The organism is Megasphaera sueciensis (assembly GCF_050219315.1).
GTDB lineage: Bacteria > Bacillota > Negativicutes > Veillonellales > Megasphaeraceae > Megasphaera_A > Megasphaera_A sueciensis.
This window is the reverse complement of record NZ_CP116939.1, coordinates 2,634,890-2,654,386: the sequence shown is the minus strand read 5'-3', so window position 1 is coordinate 2,654,386 and position 19,497 is coordinate 2,634,890. Positions and strand designations below refer to the sequence as shown.

The window sequence follows — 19,497 nt, the reverse complement described above, 5'->3', positions numbered from 1 at the left end:
TAATCACTGTGCAAACTACACATTAATGATGCACACACTCCTCCACCATAAGCCCGGCATGATAAGAACTGCGAACAAGAGGTCCGCTCACAACATGCTCAAAACCAATCCCTTTAGCAATCCGCTTATACATTTCAAATTTTCCGGGAGTCACATATTCTGCTACAGGGACATGCTTTAATGACGGTCTTAAATACTGTCCGATAGTCAATATATTTACGCCCGCTTCATGTAAATCATTACATACTTCTTCTATTTCCTCCTGGCTTTCACCCAATCCTACCATTATTCCGCTTTTTACCAACAGTGGTTCACCATAATGTGCAGCATAACGCAGGACATCAATGGATTGCTGGTAATCGGCAATCGGTCTGATAGCGGAATACAATCGAGGAACCGTTTCAATATTATGATTAAACACCGTGGGTTTTGCTTTTAAAACAATATTAAGAGCACTAACATTCCCCCGAAAATCAGGAGTAAGTACTTCTATAGAAGTATCCGGACTACTATTTCGCACAGCAGCAATGCAAGCAGCAAATTGTTCTGCCCCGCCCCGAGGCAAATCATCACGTGTAACAGAAGTAATAACTACATGTTTCAAGCCTAAATAAGCGGCTGCCTGCGCTAAATTTTTCGGCTCATTCGGATCCACTAAATCCGGTTTTCCTTTGGGAACTGCACAAAAACGACAAGCTCGTGTACAAACACCTCCCAAAATAAGAAAAGTTGCAGTCTTATGACCAAAACACTCCCCAATATTCGGACAATCCGCACTTTCACAAACCGTATGCAAATTCAGATTTTTTACAAGTTTTCTTACATTTTTGTATGTATCATCATTACAAACATGCTGTACCAGCCATTTCGGTTTTTCTAAAATTTTTTGTTCCATATAAATCCCCCCAATACGTGAAGTTACTATATGTATCATGCGGAAATACCGAAATAAATCCATCTTGCATAAGAGGTACAACCGTTTCCGCAGACATATGACAGTGTAATTCCCTGAGATTGGTTACCCCAAAATCAGTAATACCGCAGGGAATAATATGAGAAAAAAGTTCTAAATCATTACAAACATTTAATGCTATGCCATGATAGGTAATCCAATGCTTTACACCGATACCAACAGCCGCTATTTTTTTATTTCCAACCCAAACTCCACTGTATAAAGCCTTGCGGCCAGCTGTAATACCCAAGCGCTTTAGGGTTCGGATAATACTTTCTTCTATCTGTTGAACATACCAATGAACATCTGTATTCCATTTTTTTAGATTTATGATGGGATAACATATGAGCTGCCCCGGATTATGACAAGTAATATCACCTCCGCGGTTCGTATGGAATAGATCTACATGGTGTATTTTCAGCCAATCGTCGGTTACTAAAAGGTGCGTATCACCGCCATGCATGCCAATAGTAATAACCGGCGGATGCTCTATTATAAGAAATACGGCATCCCAAATCCCCTGCAAAACAAGATTTTTAGCCTGCCGCTGATATTCCAATCCAACATTATATGGCTGGCATCCTAAATAAATTGAACAAATTTTTCTTGTCATCAATACGGCCTTCTTCCTGTTGCAGATTAAAAATCATGACATACTATTCATTTCCTATGCTTAAGTAATATAATAAATATAACTTATTCTATTCGCCTAATGCATAATTTTATACACGCATTGATCCAAATATGATATAATAAATATAAATTTAATTTTAGCAGTGAAGAAATAAAGGAGGTTATATTATGGTATCTGAACAAGATTGGAACACTTTCATGGAGACCGGTGAGGCTTCACCCACTATTCCCCCTATAGTTGTTCAGTCTTGGAACTATTGTCGTTCCATTAAGCTCAATCCCTTAAAAGGCTATAGCCAAGAAGTCGTCACGGGAAAAGCGTTTGAAGAAATTATGAGTCATAATAGTGAACTGCTCAAAATAGCTATACCATTCGTACAACGTCTATTCATGGAAATGAAAGATTTTAAAAATAGTTCTTTTATTGGAGTCTTATCAGATAAAGATGGATATATATTAAAAACCATACTTCCTGCCCATGGCACGGACTTATCACACAGTCTTTATTATTCTGAAGGTCTGAGACAAACAGAAGAGTTGATCGGTACTTCGGCAATCAGCTTGGTACAAAAAACATTAAAACCCTTACAAGTAGCCGGCTTTGAACATTATTGCAAGATTCATCATAATACCTCCTGCTCAGCTGCTCCTATTATTGACGCAAGCGGTGAACTTGTCGGCGTTTTCAGTTTAGCCGGTCCAAAAGATAAAGTGAATTCTCATACATTAAGCATGGTTATTGCTACCGCTTCTGCTATTTCTAATTTAATGAAAGCTGATCAGGCTAATTCTACACTTTCCGAAAAAACAAATATGTATATGACAATTTTAGACTCTATGAATGACGGACTAATCATGCTGAATGCTAAGGGAATCGTACAATATATTAATCCGTTTGGAGCCAAAACTTTGCATATCGACCGAAGAAAAGCTATTAATAGACCGATTGATTCACTTGTCGATTTTGACCCTATCATCATGCATGCCTTACGTTCCGGTGTAGGATATACAGATCGCGAATTTTTTATCGAAACAAAACGCGGTACTCTCGACTTTGTTAAAACAGCAATCATTTTAAAGGATGACGATGGTATGACCACCGGAGCCATTGATATATTCCGGGAAATCAAACGTGTTAAGGATTTAATCAATAAAATTACGGGAGCTACTGCTAAATTTACCTTCGACGATATATTAGGAAATGATTCTGCCTTGCTGGAAGCCATTCGTATGGCTAAAATCGCTGCTAACGGAAATGCCAATGTCTTGATTCAAGGAGAAAGCGGCACGGGAAAGGAACTGATTGCTCAATCTATTCATCAAGCGAGCGCCCGGCATGATGGCCCGTTCATCGCTATCAACTGCGGTGCTATACCGCGAAACCTGGTAGAGAGCGAGCTTTTCGGTTATGAAGGCGGCGCGTTTACGGGTGCCAAAAGCAATGGACAAGCAGGAAAATTCGAACTAGCTCACGGAGGTACTATATTTCTTGACGAAATCGGTGATATGCCTCTAGAAATACAAGTTCAATTGCTCCGTGTACTGCAGGAACAACGTATTATGCGAATTGGAGGTACCCGTTATATTGATATCGATGTCCGCGTGCTGGCAGCTACTAATAAAGACTTAGCAGAAGGGGTCGCCAATGGGAATTTTCGTGCCGATTTATACTATCGGCTCAACGTACTGCCGATTACACTGCCGCCTTTACGTGAACGTCATTCTGATATTGTCTTATTAATAAATATGCTGCTGGAAAATAAATGCCAGCGTTTAGATATCCAAAGAAAACATTTTGATCAAGAATCTTTTGACATCATGCAAAAATATACTTGGCCAGGTAATATCCGCGAATTAGAAAATGTCGTAGAACGAATGATTTACACTTGTCCTCACGAAGTTATTACCAAAGATTTTCTCCCTGCCAATATGAAAAAACAAGATACACCCCCTCCCAGCTGGTTAGGAGATAATATGACGTTAAAAGAATTTGAACATCGTTACATCATGCAAGTATACGAACAATGCGATAAAAACATTTCTCAAACAGCAAAATCTCTTAATATCGGCAGAAACACACTATATTCAAAATTGAAAGAAGTCGATGAAAACATCTTAGTGGAAAACAATTAAAAAGTTAAAAAGAGCGCCTTACAGCTGCAATAATGAAGTTGTAAGGCGTTCTTTCTGTCACGGTTTATTTCTTTTTAGGCGGCCAATGAATCGAATTTCCAAAAACAGCTTCTGCTGCTTCCCCTAATGCTTCTCCCACGGTCGGATGAGCCCATACGGTACTCGTAAATTCGTCCACCGTAGCTTCCAGCCGGATTGCAATCGCAGCCGCTGCAATTAAATCCGTCGCCCGCGGCCCGTAAATATGAACTCCGAGTATCTGTCCGTATTTGGCATCGGCCAAAATCTTGATAATGCCTTTGCCGCCGGCTTCGATTAAAGCCTTGCCGTTGCCAGACAAGGGGAATGTACCGCAGCGGTAGGCAATCCCTTGTTCCTGCAATTCTTCTTCCTTCATCCCGACACTGGCAACTTCCGGTTCCAGATATATGCAGGAAGGAACCGTTTCTGCATGGTAGCTGTCCCGGCCAGTCATAATATAATTGACGGCAGCAATTCCCTGTGCCGAAGCAGCATGTGCCAGCATAAGTTTGCCGTTGCAGTCCCCAATGGCATATATGCCGGGAACATTCGTCTGGAAATGATCGTCGGTAACAATCTTTCCGCGATTAAGGACGATTCCGGCTTCTTCCAATCCGATACCTTGGGTCATTGCGCGGCGGCCTACACACATCAATACTTTTTCGCCTTCTACCGTTTGGGCCTGTCCCTGGTAATTCATATGGACTGTATAAGAGGCGCCGGATTGTTCGATGGATTCTACACGGGCATCGGTCAAGATATCAATCCCTCTGGCTTCGAGATCCGCTCGGACCATGCGGGTAATTTCTGCATCAATAGGAGGCAGGATTCTCGGCAGTGCTTCCACAATAGTACATTTCGTTCCCAGCGAAGCAAAGAGAGAGGCAAATTCAATTCCGATAACCCCACCGCCGATAATGACAAAGCTCTTGGGTATTTCGGTTAATGCCAGGGTCCCCGTGCTATCGATCACGCCCGGAAGATCGGCTCCGGGGATAGGGATGCGTACCGGTTCAGAACCGACAGCCAAAATAATCGAGTCCGCTGTAAGCGTTTCACTGCCGACCTGTATTGTATGGGCATCTTTGACAATTCCCCGGCCGCGATACACGGCAACGCCGTTGGCTTTCAAAAGGCCTTCCACGCCGCCAACCAATGTTTTTACAATAGAACCTTTATATTGCTGCGCTTTAGCCCAATCGACATCCATACCGGAAACAGTGATGCCTAATTTAGCCGATTGTTCTTTGATGGCACTGAATGTAGCGCTTACATGGATCAGCGCTTTCGTTGGGATACAGCCGACATTGAGGCAGGTGCCGCCGACTTTATCGGCTTCGATAAGGGAAACCTTAGCTCCCATTTGGGCGGCCTTGATGGCAGTTACATACCCGCCGGGGCCTGCTCCGACAACAATGATGCTCTTCTGTCCCGATGCAGTTGCAGGTTGTACCGAAACCACCGGTACTACCGGTGAAATTGTCGGTACTGCAGCAGCTTCTTCAGTCGGAACCGGTGCAACTTGTTCTCCTGGTTGTCCAATAACCCCCATAACGGATTTTACTGGGCCTGATTCGCCTTCCTGCATCACAATCTGTAGAAGAACTCCCTCTTCATGTGCTTCAACCACATTACTGATTTTATCTGTTTCTACTTCAACGACTCCTTCTCCCTTTGTAACAGGGTCGCCTACTTTTTTCAGCCATTGCGAGACCGTTCCTTCTGTCATCGTCAGACCTAATTGCGGCATCGTAAGATTAGTTGCCATGAAAAATTACCTCCTAATGGTTAAATAGAAAAGTGTCCCTCCCGGGAGAAGGACACCTCCCCAGTATTTCTATTAGAGTAACAATAACGGATTTTCCAAATATTCGCGGAGCCGCGATGTGATTAATCCGGCTAACGCTCCGTCTACTACTCGGTGATCATACCCCAGGATGACATTCATCATCGGAGCGATCACAATCTTGCCATCTAGTACTACGGCTTTATCTACCGTGCGGCATACTCCGAGAATCGTTGCTTCCGGCGGATTGACGATTGGCGTAAAATGATCGCAGCCGTACATGCCCAGATTGCTGATGGTACAGGTACCGCCTGTCAGATCATCCGGTGACAGCGTATTGTCACGGGCGGCCCGTGCCAGTTCGCCAACAGCCCGATGAATATCCATCAGCCCTTTATGATTGGCATTCTTGATGACCGGCACGATGAGGCCTTTTTCGACCGCAACAGCAACTCCCATATGAATCCCTTCGTTATGGACCAGATACCCGTCTACCAGACTGTCGTTGGCTGCCGTATATTCCTCCAGAACTTTGCACATGGCTTTGATGATCAGATCGGTAAAGGAGAATTTCTTGTCCATGGCAATGAAAGTACTGCGAAGTTCCGTGGCCTTGGTCATATTGACTTCTACCGTATGATGGACATGCGGCGTATTCTTCCAGCAGTCTCCCAGACGCTGGGCAATGACCTTGCGCATCCCCTTGAGCAGAACGCCGTTTTTCGGAGCCGATTTTACTTCCGCTTGCACCGTCACCGGAGCGGCTGCCGCCGCTGCCGGGACTGTCGGAGCTGCCGGAACAACTCCGGCGGCTGTAAGGATATCTTTCTTCATGATTCGTCCGTCGGCAGTTACCGTTTGGGTATCTACTCCCAGATCAGCCGCCACTTTAGCAGCCGTGGGAGAGATACGTATTTTTTCTTCTGCTTTAAAAGCTTCCACATCGCGGCCTACGACTCGCCCGTTCGGACCGGTACCAGAAACGAGGGCCAGATCGATGCCGGCTTCTTTCGCTAATGTACGAGCATACGGAGTCGCCAATACCCAGCCGCCGACAATCGTATGTTGCACTGGACCGGCAGCTGCCGGTGGCACCGGTGCCACCGCGGCTTCTTGAGGAGCTGGTTCTGCTGCCGGGCCGCTGTCATCCCCCGGTACGGTTTCACCGGCTTGCCCGATATACCCCATTACAGCCTTTACCGGGCCGGCTTCGCCTTCCTTCATAACAATGGATAGAAGAATGCCGTCTTCATGGGCTTCCACTATATTACTGATTTTATCTGTTTCAACTTCTACGACTTCATCACCCTTTTTTACCGGGTCGCCTACTTTTTTAAGCCATTGCGAGACCGTTCCTTCTGTCATCGTCAGGCCCAATTGTGGCATCGTAAGTGCTGTCGCCATCAATCATTACCTCCTTGCTAACCTATTTTCAATAAACGTACCTATTATTTTTCTTCCGTCATCTGTTCCCGTGCTATATCAACTGCCGATTTTTTCGGAAGAGTCAGCATAACCGCTCCTGAAATAAAGAGCATAGCTCCTAATGCCAAATAACCGCCGTCTGTAGATCCTGTGTTTTGTTTGATAACGCCCAGCATATAGGGTCCGAGATACCCGCCAAGATTAGCTATTGAGTTAATCAGAGCAGTGGCACCCGCTGCTGCCGCACCACTTAAGAAGGTTGTCGGCACAGACCACCATGTTCCCATTGCAGAATATACACCAATCGCCGTGATACAAATAAATACAAGACTCAATATTGGACTTTGTATAAAGGGTGCACACACTAATCCGATACCGCCTAGGAACATACATCCGGCAACATGCCACCGTTTTTCCCCTGTTTTAGAAGAGTGATTTCCAATAATAATCTGTGCAACCAAGGCTGCCCCCATCGGGAATATAATAGAAATACCTACCATAGTAGCTGACCAGCCGGACAAGCTCTTCAATGCCTGCGGCATCCAGAAATTAAAGCCCCAGAAACCGGTAATCCAAGTAAAGTAAATAATGCATAAACGCCATACTTGTTTATCTGTAAGAGACTGCATAATCGTATATTTTTTTACTTTTGCTTTTGCTTCTTCTTCTGCCGCAATCGTTTCATTTAAGTAATCTTTTTCTTCCTGAGACAGCCAGGATACTTTATCCGGACGATCCTTTACCCAAAGAAGGAATACAAACGTAAAAATTAAGGCCGGTATTGCTTCAAGTAAGAACAACGTCTGCCATCCGGCAAAACCAAAGAGATTTAAATCCAAAAGAATACCTGCTACAGGCGCCCCTACAATAGCTGCAATCAGCAAGGATGTAAGCATTAGGGAAATAGCCTTGGCACGTTCACCAGCAAGAAACCAGCGTGGGAAAAGTACTGCATAAATAACGGGATACAAACTGGCTTCACAAGCCCCTAGCAAAAATCTAAACAAATAGAATTGGAAAGGGGAAGTCATAAACGCAAGCAAACCGCAAACCAAGCCCCAGGTAAACATAATACGGGCTATCCATTTACAGGCATCAAACTTCGCCGCAATCAAAGAACCCGGAATTTCAAAGAAAAAATAACCAAGGAAGAACATACCGGCTCCCGCACCAAATATTTCAGGTGTCAACCACGGCAGATCTCTTGTCATCGTCATACCGGCATACGCAACATTAACACGGTCAAGAAAAGCTATGACCGACACAAAAAAGACAGGAAGGATAACGTGCAATTTACGTTTATTATACAAATTTTCAAAATTTATATTTGCATACTTAGCATCCATTTACTTTGCCTCCTTCTACTTTACCATCATCCCAACCCCTCCCATCACAAAAGGGGTTGGGGAAATAAATATTCATATGAGTACGTTAACGTCCAAGCGTTTTTTTCACTGCAGCAATAATGTCTTCTGGTTCGATTTTAACCAATCGTTCTAATGGCGGCGTATACGGAATGGGAACAAACGGAGCACCTAAACGAACGATCGGAGCATCCAGATAATCCAACATCTCTTCTGCCGTACGGGCCGCTACTTCAGCACCAACACCTCCTTGTTTAACCGCTTCATGGACAACCATGAGTTTTTTGGTTTTCTTCAAGGATTCATAGACTGTATCCATATCCAGCGGGGAAATGGTCCTAAGATCGATACATTCGACATTAATGCCTTCTTTAGCCAGCTGCTGTGCAGCAGTAAGAACATTGGTCATATAGAAGGAATACGAGACAATCGTCATATCGCTTCCTTCTTTAGCCACATTGGCTTTTCCAATAGGTGTCAAATATTCACCTTCCGGGACTTCCCCCTTCATGGAAAATAATTTCTTATGTTCAAAATAAAGTATGGGATCATCTGAACGAATGGCTGATTTTAACAATCCTTTTGCATCTGCCGGATTGGAAGGTATAACTACCTTAATTCCGGGAATATGCATAAACCAAGCTTCAACACACTGTGAATGCTGTGCCGCACCGCCGCGGGTCATGCCATCAGGGGCCCGTAATACCAATGGTACCTTGCATTGTCCGCCGAACATATAGCGGGCTTTAGCCATTTGGTTGAAGATTTCATCCATGGGTACACCAATAAAATCTGCAAAGTGCATATCAACTACAGGACGCATTCCTGCTAATGCCGCACCTACGCCGCCACCAATAATAGCCGTTTCTGAAATCGGCGTATCACGAACCCGTTCTTCTCCAAATTCTTGCGCCAGTCCTTTAAACTGGCCAAAAATACCGCCTTGTTTGGCAATATCTTCGCCCATGAGGAAAACGCGATCATCACGTTTCATTTCTTCCTGCATGGCTTCTTGTGTTGCAACCGAAAATGTTATACGTCTCATTATATATTTTCCTCCCTCTTTGTTAATCGCAATAGTAGTCTTCCATTAAAGCAGATGTATCCAGATACGGAGCTGCTTGCGCTTCTGCTACTGCTTCCGTAATCAACTCTGCATTTTCTTTATCCATGGCATCCATATCTTTCTTTGCCAATAATTTTTTAGCAATTGCAGTTTTACGGAAATTCTGAATCGGATCATCCGCTTCAAAACGTTTCATAGTTTCTTCATGAGAACGATATAACTCCGGATCCCCTACAAAATGTCCCTTTACCCGGAAGGTATGATTTTCGAGAAGATAGGGACCTTGTCCGCTCCGTATATATTCAATGGCTTCTTTAGCTGCCGGATATACTTCGAAGAAATCATTCCCATTAACCGTTTTCCCCGGCATATTATAGCCAACAGCCCGTTTAGCAATCTGGTCAACCGAAGTAGTTCTCTTATAATAGGTTGTAGAAGCCCATTCGTTCATTTCACATACAAAAAGCACAGGAAGTTTCCAAGCAGATGCCATATTGCACGCTTCATGGAACGTACCGCGATTAGAAGCACCATCACCAAAAAAAGCTACCGCTATTTCACCGGAACCGCGCAGCTTTGCAGCAAGCCCTGCGCCCATGGCCAAATTATATCCGGCACCGACAACCCCGTTCGCACCCAGCATCCCGATAGAAAAATCAGCAATATGCATAGATCCGCCTTTTCCTTTACAATATCCCGTGGATTTGCCATACAATTCAGCCATCATTTTTTTTACGTCTGCGCCCTTGGCAATACAATGGCCATGACCGCGATGGTTACTTTCGATATAATCTTTATCGGTTAAATTTTCACATACACCGACACCACTGGCTTCTTCACCAATATACAAGTGTGTAAAGCCTGGCAATTCACCGGCCAGGAAAATTTCTTCGACCTTAGATTCGTAAGCGCGGATGAGAGACATTTTGCGATACGCATCTTTTAATAAATCTTTGTCATACATACTATCAGCTCCTTTTTTTATTTGCCCAATAATAATGCAAAAAGCGTGCCTATTTTACATTGTTGTATAATTTAAAAAAAGTAATACCGACTATAACTTTTGATTAACGCTTGTTTTTTTAGGAAAATGAACATTTCAAAATTTTTTTCTTTATGTTAAATTAAACGTTTTACTATTTTAACATTTACAGTTATAAACAAAAAAAAATACTGATCAGAAACTAAACACATATATTTTTCTGAACAATGACGTTCATATTCTATACATATTTTTTCTTATAGAACAATAAGTATATGCTATTTACTGTTTTTATTTTAAATGTCGTACTTCGTTTTGTATCATTTGCGACAATCTCGAACACTTTTATATATAATGTGCAAAAGCATCATATGTACACATCATTATTTAATTAAGGTAAATGCCCTTCATTTCCAGAAGGGCATTTACTGCATACTAGGTAATATATTAAATTTTTAAAATAAAATACGAAATAATGTAATATGTATCATTTTATACTATTTTTTTATATTTTACAAATAAAACACTTTTTTATAACAAGAAAAAAGTTGACATTCCGCGGTTGATAAAATAAAGTATCTTTGATCAGAATCCTGCCTCGCCTAATCAAAATATATTAAATCGTTTTATTGAAAAGCATGTATTCACAGAAAAATGATCTCTATTATTTTTTTAACTTGTTAATCCTTTTAATTTTGTTATACTTTTACTAAAGGATAATTAAAAAAGGAGCTGCACATGTATAGAGACCCTACTGTATCCATCGAACAAAAACAAAAGCAAACACTGTCTCAATCCTTATCTATGGCTATTAAACTAACAGAATTGAACGGTACCGATATATTATCCTATCTGCAAAATGAAGCACTAGATAATCCATTGATTGAAATTATAGTACCTGAAACTTACCAAAATTCATTAGATGCTCCTTATGATTCGTATAATACCGATTTTCCATCATCTGGTAAATCGGCGACAACGGTTATTGAAGCTACGTACTCCAAGCAATGTGAATCTTTATATGATCACTTAAAAAAACAACTAAGCTATGAAAAAAATATTGCAGAACCTGTAAAAGCACTTACGAAATACTTGATTTCCCAATTAGATGAAAGTGGTTTCCTACGCATTGATGTAGATACGCTGACCAAAACGCTGCATATTCCGCTACCATTGATGCAAGATGCCATTGCGCTTCTGCAGTCTTTAGATCCCGCCGGCATCGGAGCTCGAACACTTATCGAATGTTATCTTTTACAATTAAGCCGTCTCAACAAAAAACCGGGGCGCTTAGAAGAAATTTTACAAAAATACGGGGACGAGTTATTACATAAACGGCTATCAAAAATAACGGCAGCCACACAAATTTCTCCAAAAGAATTATATGCTATGCTGCGGTTTATCCACAAGCTTTCGCCAGCTCCCGGAAAATTGTTCAATAATGAGACAACAATTTGTGTATACCCCGATTTATTTCTGACATTTGAAGAAAATCGCCCTACTTTACGGTATGCAGACGAAACAATCCCAGGTGTTCGTTTTCTCCAAGAAGATTACAATAAATATGAAGTAATGGCAGGAGATGTCCGTGATTTCGCCAGACAACGTTTGTCTCACTACAAATTCATACACAGAGCGTTGGAAATGCGTAAGCGGACATTGCTCTCTGTTGGTACTTTCATCGTCACGCAGCAATTGGATTATTTTATATATGGGTTACCTTTAAAACCTTTATCTTTAAAACACATTGCAAATGCTTGTCACATTAGTATTTCCACTGCCAGCCGTACCGTAAAAAACAAATATATACATACAAATAAAGGGGTCTATAGTCTTGGTTTCTTTTTAAGCCGGGAATTTACGGGAAAAAAAGAAACCGCTCTTTTATCCGTTTTTCAGATTAAGCAATTACTAACCGATATCTTGAGCAAAGAAGATCATGAACATCCTTACTCAGATTACCAGTTAGAAAAAATTTTTCAAGCACTGCATATTCCCATTGCACGAAGAACCCTGACAAAATATCGTCGTGCGCTGAATGTTCCTGATTCACGGTATCGCAAACATCAAACGTAATTATTTCGAAGGAGAATTTACATGATTAAATATATTATTCGTTCCTGCATTACAGATTATAAAAACACCACAGACAAGCTTGTCCGTGAAAAATATAGTATTTTAAGTGGTATTTTAGGTATTATTTGCAATTTATTTTTATTTGTCAGCAAATTTCTCGTAGGTATATCTATTAATAGCATTGCTATCATCTCCGATGCATTCAATAACTTGAGTGATATGGGTTCATCGTCTATTATTATTATCAGTGCCAAACTAAGCAATAAACCACCCGATAAAGAACATCCGTTCGGACATGGACGATTTGAATATTTAGCTTCTCTGACCATCGGCATTATTATCATGGTCGTCGGTTATCAATTAATCAACGCCTCTGTCCATAAATTTTTTGACCCAGAACCCCTTACTTTCAATTATTGGAGCCTCTGCATATTACTAGTATCTATCGCAATTAAAGGATGGATGTATTGCTATAACAATTATATCGGCAGCGCTATCCAATCCAGTGTCAACGAGGCTACTGCTTCCGACAGTATCAATGATGTGATTGCTACCACTGGCGTCCTCATTACAACGATTATCCAACTATATACAACATTGCCGGTCGATGCCCTTGCCGGTACTGCCATTGGCTTACTGATTCTGTATACCGGTTTTGCAATTGTCAAAAAAACCGTAAATATTTTATTGGGAAAAGCAGCTTCTCCTGAGTTGACAGAAGCAATCCGCTCCTGTGTCATGAATGGGAAATATATCGTAGGTACCCATGATTTAAAAATACACGACTACGGGCCGGGCCGTATTTTTGCTTCGATTCACGCAGAGGTACCGGATACCTCTAACCTAGTAGAAGTTCACGCCATTTTAGATGAATTAGAAGAAGAGCTTTCTGATAAATTTCAAATCGATATCAATATACACATGGATCCATTATGTACAGATCTAAAAATCATTACTCGCGTACGTCACATTTTGGATCTTATTATTCAAAAGGAATATCCCTGCTATCATACAGATCATTTACGAATCACCTACGGAAAAGCCCGTCTTAATGTTATTTGTGATTTACACATTCCCCCTACAGAAATGACAGAAGAACAAATGATAGAAATACGAAAAAACATCAATACTGCTATTATTGCATTTAATCCTCGTTATCGTGTCGTAATTGCTAAATTTATCCCAGAAGACATTCCCTCGAAAAAACTTTTGATTGATTAATCTGTAATAAAAAGAAACTTATACATAAAAAGGCGGTGGCAGAAAGTATACTCTTTCCGCCACCGCCTCTTTATGTATAGATTATTTACAAAATTCAGAAAATAGCGCTGCGCACAAATCTTATCCAATCCTCACTCCAAAACAAGTGCTTGAGCCCCTATAATGGATTGCAGCTGGTAATGTAGTTCATCACTAATTTGCACCCAATACCTTTCATCCGTTCGAATGGTTCGACGGCTCCCCATCAAATGAAAATATACAGGTACCGTGCCTGGATGCTGCTGTAAAATGTCAGCAATAGTACTGCTAATATCAGATTTCTCTAAATGCGCAGGTATTTTGATGAACAGTTTATTTCCTTGTCCCGATTTCCAACCCGTATCCATATACTCCTTTTGGACAGCAGATATGTTCCCTGCTCTGGGTTGGCTTTGATCCAGCAATTTCAATTCTTCCGCTAATATTTGTATTGTATCATCATTAATATCAGCTCTGCCTGATATCGCAACAGCCATATCAGGCATCGTTAACGCGGCATAAAGGGCATATGTTTTGGGAAAAACGACAACGGTAAGAGGATGTGTATAATCTTCAATCGTAAGAATCGCCATTTGGTCATTTCGTTTTGTCGTAACCTGCTTCTTTGCCGTTATTAATCCTCCAACATGTACAACTTTGCCGTCATAATCCCGATTCCCTTCACCAAATAATGCAGCTATAGGTGTTAAGGTATCCATAATTTTTTTGTATTTATTTAATGGATGTCCGCTAAAATAAAATCCATCATACTCTTTTTCCATGGCAAGCCGCATTTCAATAGGATACTCTTCTATCGCAGGATAGTTAAGCTCTACTACCGATTCTTCCCCCATATCAAAAAGTCCCATCTGCCCCGAAGCATGATCTTTCTGATTCAAAGATCCCAACGAAATAGCCTGATCGGCAACAGCCATAAGTTGTGATCTTTTATATCCAAAAGAATCCATCGCACCGCATTTAATAAGACTTTCCACTGCTCTCTTATTAACGACATGAAAATCGACACGACTGCAAAAATCAGCCAAGGATACAAAAGGTCCTTCCTGATTACGTGCCTTAACAATCACATCAATAGCATTTTCTCCAAGATTCTTAATACCTGCCAACCCAAATCTGACACCCTTTCCCTGGACGGAAAACATAGATCCGCTGGCATTAACATCCGGTGATAATACAGGTACTTCGTGGTGACGGCATTCGCTGACATAATAGCTTATTTTATTCATATCATTGATCATACTGGTCATGGTAGCTGCCATGAATTCCGGTCTGAAATGAGCCTTTAAATATGCGGTCTGCCACGCTACATAAGCATAAGCAGCACTATGCGACTTATTGAAGCCATATCCGGCAAAATATACCATAAGATCAAAAACCTGGTTTGCTATATCATCAGATATATTATTTTGTCTCGTACCAGACAAAAAGTTTTCCCGCTGTGCTTTCAATACGCTTTCTTTCTTTTTGCCCATAGCCCGGCGCAAAAGATCCGCTTGTCCCAACGTAAAGCCACCCATAACAGAAGCAATCTGCATGACTTGTTCCTGATACAGGATAACACCATAGGTATCTTTTAAGATAGGTTCCAGCAAAGGATGCAGATAGGTAATCTGCCGTTCTCCGTGACTGGCCCGGATAAAATCATCTACCATTCCACTGCCCAAGGGACCGGGTCTATATAGTGCAACCAAAGGAATCATATCTTCAAAATGGCGGGGCCGTAATTCTTTAACCAGATTAGTAATGCCACTGGATTCCATCTGGAATACCCCAGCCGTATCCCCTTCAGTAAGAAGCCGACATGTCTCTAAATCGTCCAGCGGGATATGATTAACATCAATATCGATACCACGATTCTGCTTAATAAGCTTGATGGCATCCCCAATAACCGTCAATGTACGCAGCCCCAGAAAGTCCATTTTCAGCAATCCTAATTCTTCAACCAAATCCTTATCAAACTGTGTCGTCAAATATCCTTCTTTAGAATACTGCAGAGGAACATAATCATCCACCGGCGCTGCTGAAATAACTACACCGGCAGCATGTGTCGAAGAATGACGCACTAACCCTTCCAACGCTTTTCCATAATCAACAAGCCGATGTACAACTGCTTCTGTATCATATTCTTTTTTAAAGTCCTTATTTGTTTTTAATGCTTTATCAAGAGTAATGCCCAATTCATTCGGTATCATTTTCACAATACGGTTAACTTCATTTAACGGAATCGCTAGTACCCGTCCTACATCGCGCAATACAGCTTTAGCCGCCAGTGTTCCGAAAGTAATAATTTGAGCTACATGATCCTTGCCATATTTGTAAGTAACATAGTCAATTATTTTACTGCGGTTTTCATAACAAAAATCCATATCAATATCGGGCATAGATATCCGTTCAGGGTTAAGAAACCGTTCAAAAAGCAAATCATACTTCAATGGATCCAGCCCGGTAATACCCAGCAAATATGCCACAACAGAACCTGCTGCACTGCCTCTCCCAGGCCCTACCGGAATTTTATGATCACGGGCAAACTTCACATAATCCCATACAATAAGAAAATAAGAAGGAAATCCCATTTTTTCAATAACGTCTAATTCATACTCCAGGCGTTTTTGAACTTCATCGGTTACTGGATCATATTTTTTTGGCAAAGCCTGTCGGCAAAGCTTACGCAAATACGTAACATCTGTTTCTCCCTCAGGTACAGGAAACTTTGGCAAATGTCTTTCATCAAAGTTAATCTCCACATTACATTTATCGGCAATCTCCAAGGTGGTTTCCAATGCCTCCGGCATGTCCGGAAATAACGCTGCCATTTCATCGCCGCTCTTCATGTAAAATTCATCATTAGAAAAGCGAAAATGCGTCGGATCATCAAGCGTACTTGCCGTAGAAATACAAAGTTTTACCTCCTGAGCTGCTGCATCACTTCTGTCCAAATAATGAAAATCATTTGTTGCAACAAGCTTTAGTCCATATTCTCCTGCCCATTCTTTAAAAAGTTTACGTACTTCCCCTTCTTCCGGCAATCCATGATTTTGTACTTCTAAATAAAAATCGTCTTTGCCAAAAATACGCACCAGATTTTCTAATGATTTTCGTGCGCCTGCTTCATTCCGGTTTAAAATATCCTGCTGAATGTGCCCTTCAATGCAGGCACTCATAGCGATTAATCCTTCATGATATTGTTCCAAAAGATCATAATCCACCCGCGGCCGATGATAATTATTTTCCCCATCCACAAATCCCTTGGATACAATTTTCACTAAATTATGATATCCTTGTAAATTTTTAGCCAATAAAATCAAATGGCAAAGACGTTCCTTGGTTTTTTGTTCAAAACGGCTTCCGCGTGTCATGTATACTTCACAGCCCAAAATAGGTTTAATTCCTTGCGCCCGGGCTTCCTTATATAAATAAATAACGCCATACATATTACCGTGATCTGTAATGGCAATCGCCGGCATATTCATTGCCGCCGCCTTGCTTACCATATCAGGAATACGGCAGAGTCCATCAAACAAGCTATATTGTGTATGATTATGTAAGTGAACGAACGGTCTCATCCTATTTCTCCTTTTTCTGCAATGGTATCATATATATTGTACCATATTCAACATATTTCTGTTTCTTTAACTTTTACAAATAAACAAAGAACTCCTTTTCCCTGTCATGGGAAAAGGAGTATGCACGAACCGTCTATAAAATATTTAATTACTCTTACTGATTGCTTTATGCTTTTTATTGTAATAATTTAAACACTTTATAATATCATTTGATCTAATCGTTTACCTCCAGGCACCATAGGCAGAACATCTTCATCCTCTGCTATCTTTATATCTACAACAGCCGGCCCGGTATGCTCCATCGCCTGAAAAACAACAGAATCCAATTTTCCCGAGTCTACAACAGTAAATCCGGGAACCCCCATCGCTGCCGTTAAACTGGGAATATGTGTTTTATCGTTAAATACGGAACAAGAACATCGGTGTTCATAGAAAAAGCGTTGCCATTGATTCACCATCCCCAGCACATGATTATGTAAAATAAAAACTTTTACATCTACACCATATCGTGCCATAGTTGCAAATTCCTGACAATTCATCATAATGCTGCCATCCCCGGAAAAAAGAAGTACTGTCGCATGAGGGCATCCAATTTTTGCACCTATAGCCGCAGGAAGTCCATACCCCATAGTACCCAATCCACCAGACGTAATAAAGTGCCGCGGTTTTTCCACATCATAAAATTGAGCCGTCCACATCTGATGCTGCCCTACATCCGTTACAACAATGGCATCTTTATCTGTATGCTTTCGGACAACCTCAAATATTTGCTGCGGCGTAATTTCATGAAGTCTTTTACGTGACGCAAAGGGATGGGACCTTTTCATATTCTCCGTATGCCGGCGCCATAAAGAAAATCGTCTCCCATAATCAATACCTGAATTTTCCAACTTGTCCGCAAAGCGCAATAAAGAACATCGCAAATCAGCTTGTACACTGATGTTTGCATGAATAATTTTATTAATTTCATTTTTATCGATATCAAAATGAACAATACGGGCATGCGGAGCAAAATTCTTCACATCCCCGGTAACCCGATCATCAAACCGTGCTCCCACAGTTAGTAATACATCACATTCCATAACTGCCATATTAGCAGCATAGGAGCCATGCATTCCTACCATGCCCAAATGCAGATCCGAACTATCAGCCATAGCGCCTTTTCCCATTAAAGTAGTAACTACGGGAATTTTTGTATGCCACACAATCCGACGCAATAACTCTGACGTATCGGAAAGAATAATTCCTCCCCCCGTCAAAATAATAGGTTTATACGCATGCTGTAATACCTCGATTACTGCATCCAAATCTGCCTCTTGTCTTGGTTGCAGTTCTTGTTTTTCCTGTTTTTTTTGTTTTTCCGTAAATTCATATTCCACTGTCGCATCAAAAATATCTTTGGGTACATCAACAAGAACTGGTCCCGGGCGGCCTGATGCGGCAATTTGAAATGCTTCCTCCAAAATACTCGGCAGTTCTTTAATTTTCTTGACCAAATAATTCCGCTTGGTTATCGGCTTGGTTATTTGAGAAACATCCGCCTCTTGGAAAGAATCCCGGCCGATTAAGGAAGTCGCCACCTGTCCGCTAATAATAACCAGCGGCACAGAATCCATATTGGCAGTAGCAATACCTGTTACCATATTACAAATGCCGGGACCGGAAGTCGCAAAACAAACACCTGTTTTTCCCGTAGCTCGCGCATACCCGTCAGCAGCATGTACTGCTCCTTGTTCATGCCCCGTCAAAATATGAGGAAAGTGAAGCTTATACAACTCGTCATATAAAGTAAGTACCGATCCTCCTGGGTAACCAAAAACAACATCAACATGTTCTCGCTTTAGACTCTCCATAATTATCTGCGCACCATTAAAAATCATTTTCCCCACCTGTCTCCCATTATATTGTTTGTCAGTTTTAGAGCCTAAAATTGAATAAAAAAAATCCGTCCCTATAAAAGGGACGGATAATAATTCCGCGATACCACCCTGATTCCTGCCGCATTACTGCCGACAGGCGCTCTACAACGTACCAACATACGCGTTTCCTGTAACGTGGAAATACCGTAGACACTTAATCGAAATTCAGCATCTCTCTTCAGGGAGGATTTTCATCAACCTGTAAACACCGGTTCGCACCATCCACCGGTTCTCTGCAGTTTAACTGAGTCAATTACTCGTTCCCATCATCAGATTTTTACTATGCTTCTTCAAAAAGAAGTTTTATATATTATATT

12 protein-coding genes and 1 other annotated feature are annotated in these 19,497 nt (G+C 41.4%); of the genes, 3 read left to right on the top strand and 9 right to left on the bottom strand.

The window, feature by feature from the left end:
* Positions 1 to 22: 22 nt before the first annotated feature.
* Positions 23 to 895, bottom strand: a complete 873-nt coding sequence (gene lipA, locus NXG62_RS12715) for a lipoyl synthase (RefSeq protein ID WP_427112791.1) — start codon at positions 893 to 895, stop codon at positions 23 to 25.
* Complete coding sequence (gene lipB, locus NXG62_RS12710; RefSeq protein WP_427112790.1) at positions 843 to 1,565, bottom strand: lipoyl(octanoyl) transferase LipB; 723 nt, start codon at positions 1,563 to 1,565, stop codon at positions 843 to 845. The genes lipA and lipB overlap by 53 nt, the downstream gene beginning before the upstream one ends.
* 188 nt (positions 1,566 to 1,753) lie before the next feature.
* Here lipB and NXG62_RS12705 point away from each other — a divergent pair, with 188 nt between their 5' ends.
* Positions 1,754 to 3,718, top strand: coding sequence for a sigma 54-interacting transcriptional regulator (locus NXG62_RS12705; protein ID WP_427112789.1), 1,965 nt, complete (start codon positions 1,754 to 1,756; stop codon positions 3,716 to 3,718).
* A 64-nt stretch (positions 3,719 to 3,782) separates the two neighbouring features.
* Here NXG62_RS12705 and lpdA read toward each other — a convergent pair whose 3' ends face one another.
* The 5 genes from lpdA to NXG62_RS12680 all read right to left on the bottom strand — a co-directional run bounded on the left by lpdA (position 3,783) and on the right by NXG62_RS12680 (position 10,344).
* Positions 3,783 to 5,507 (bottom strand): dihydrolipoyl dehydrogenase, encoded by a 1,725-nt coding sequence (gene lpdA / locus NXG62_RS12700; protein ID WP_427089541.1) that lies wholly within the window; start codon positions 5,505 to 5,507, stop codon positions 3,783 to 3,785.
* Between the two features lie 72 nt (positions 5,508 to 5,579).
* Positions 5,580 to 6,929 (bottom strand): dihydrolipoamide acetyltransferase family protein, encoded by a 1,350-nt coding sequence (locus NXG62_RS12695; protein ID WP_427112788.1) that lies wholly within the window; start codon positions 6,927 to 6,929, stop codon positions 5,580 to 5,582.
* A gap of 44 nt (positions 6,930 to 6,973) precedes the next feature.
* Positions 6,974 to 8,296, bottom strand: a complete 1,323-nt coding sequence (locus NXG62_RS12690; RefSeq protein ID WP_427112787.1) for an MFS transporter — start codon at positions 8,294 to 8,296, stop codon at positions 6,974 to 6,976.
* Between the two features lie 85 nt (positions 8,297 to 8,381).
* Positions 8,382 to 9,359, bottom strand: coding sequence for an alpha-ketoacid dehydrogenase subunit beta (locus NXG62_RS12685; RefSeq protein ID WP_427089543.1), 978 nt, complete (start codon positions 9,357 to 9,359; stop codon positions 8,382 to 8,384).
* Positions 9,360 to 9,381: 22 nt separating this feature from the next.
* Positions 9,382 to 10,344, bottom strand: coding sequence for a thiamine pyrophosphate-dependent dehydrogenase E1 component subunit alpha (locus tag NXG62_RS12680; protein ID WP_427089544.1), 963 nt, complete (start codon positions 10,342 to 10,344; stop codon positions 9,382 to 9,384).
* Positions 10,345 to 11,100: 756 nt separating this feature from the next.
* On the opposite strand from NXG62_RS12680, the gene rpoN reads away from it, so the two are divergent.
* On the top strand, positions 11,101 to 12,438 hold the full coding sequence (gene rpoN / locus NXG62_RS12675; protein ID WP_427112786.1) for an RNA polymerase factor sigma-54: 1,338 nt from the start codon (positions 11,101 to 11,103) through the stop codon (positions 12,436 to 12,438).
* Between the two features lie 21 nt (positions 12,439 to 12,459).
* Complete coding sequence (locus tag NXG62_RS12670) at positions 12,460 to 13,659, top strand: cation diffusion facilitator family transporter (protein WP_091651858.1); 1,200 nt, start codon at positions 12,460 to 12,462, stop codon at positions 13,657 to 13,659.
* 131 nt (positions 13,660 to 13,790) lie between these two features.
* Here the strand turns inward: NXG62_RS12670 and NXG62_RS12665 are convergent, their stop codons facing one another.
* Positions 13,791 to 17,261, bottom strand: a complete 3,471-nt coding sequence (locus tag NXG62_RS12665; RefSeq protein ID WP_427112785.1) for a DNA polymerase III subunit alpha — start codon at positions 17,259 to 17,261, stop codon at positions 13,791 to 13,793.
* A gap of 197 nt (positions 17,262 to 17,458) precedes the next feature.
* On the bottom strand, positions 17,459 to 19,141 hold the full coding sequence (ilvB, locus tag NXG62_RS12660) for a biosynthetic-type acetolactate synthase large subunit (RefSeq protein WP_427112784.1): 1,683 nt from the start codon (positions 19,139 to 19,141) through the stop codon (positions 17,459 to 17,461).
* Between the two features lie 75 nt (positions 19,142 to 19,216).
* Positions 19,217 to 19,459 (bottom strand) — a binding site (T-box leader).
* Between the last annotated feature and the right edge of the window lie 38 nt (positions 19,460 to 19,497).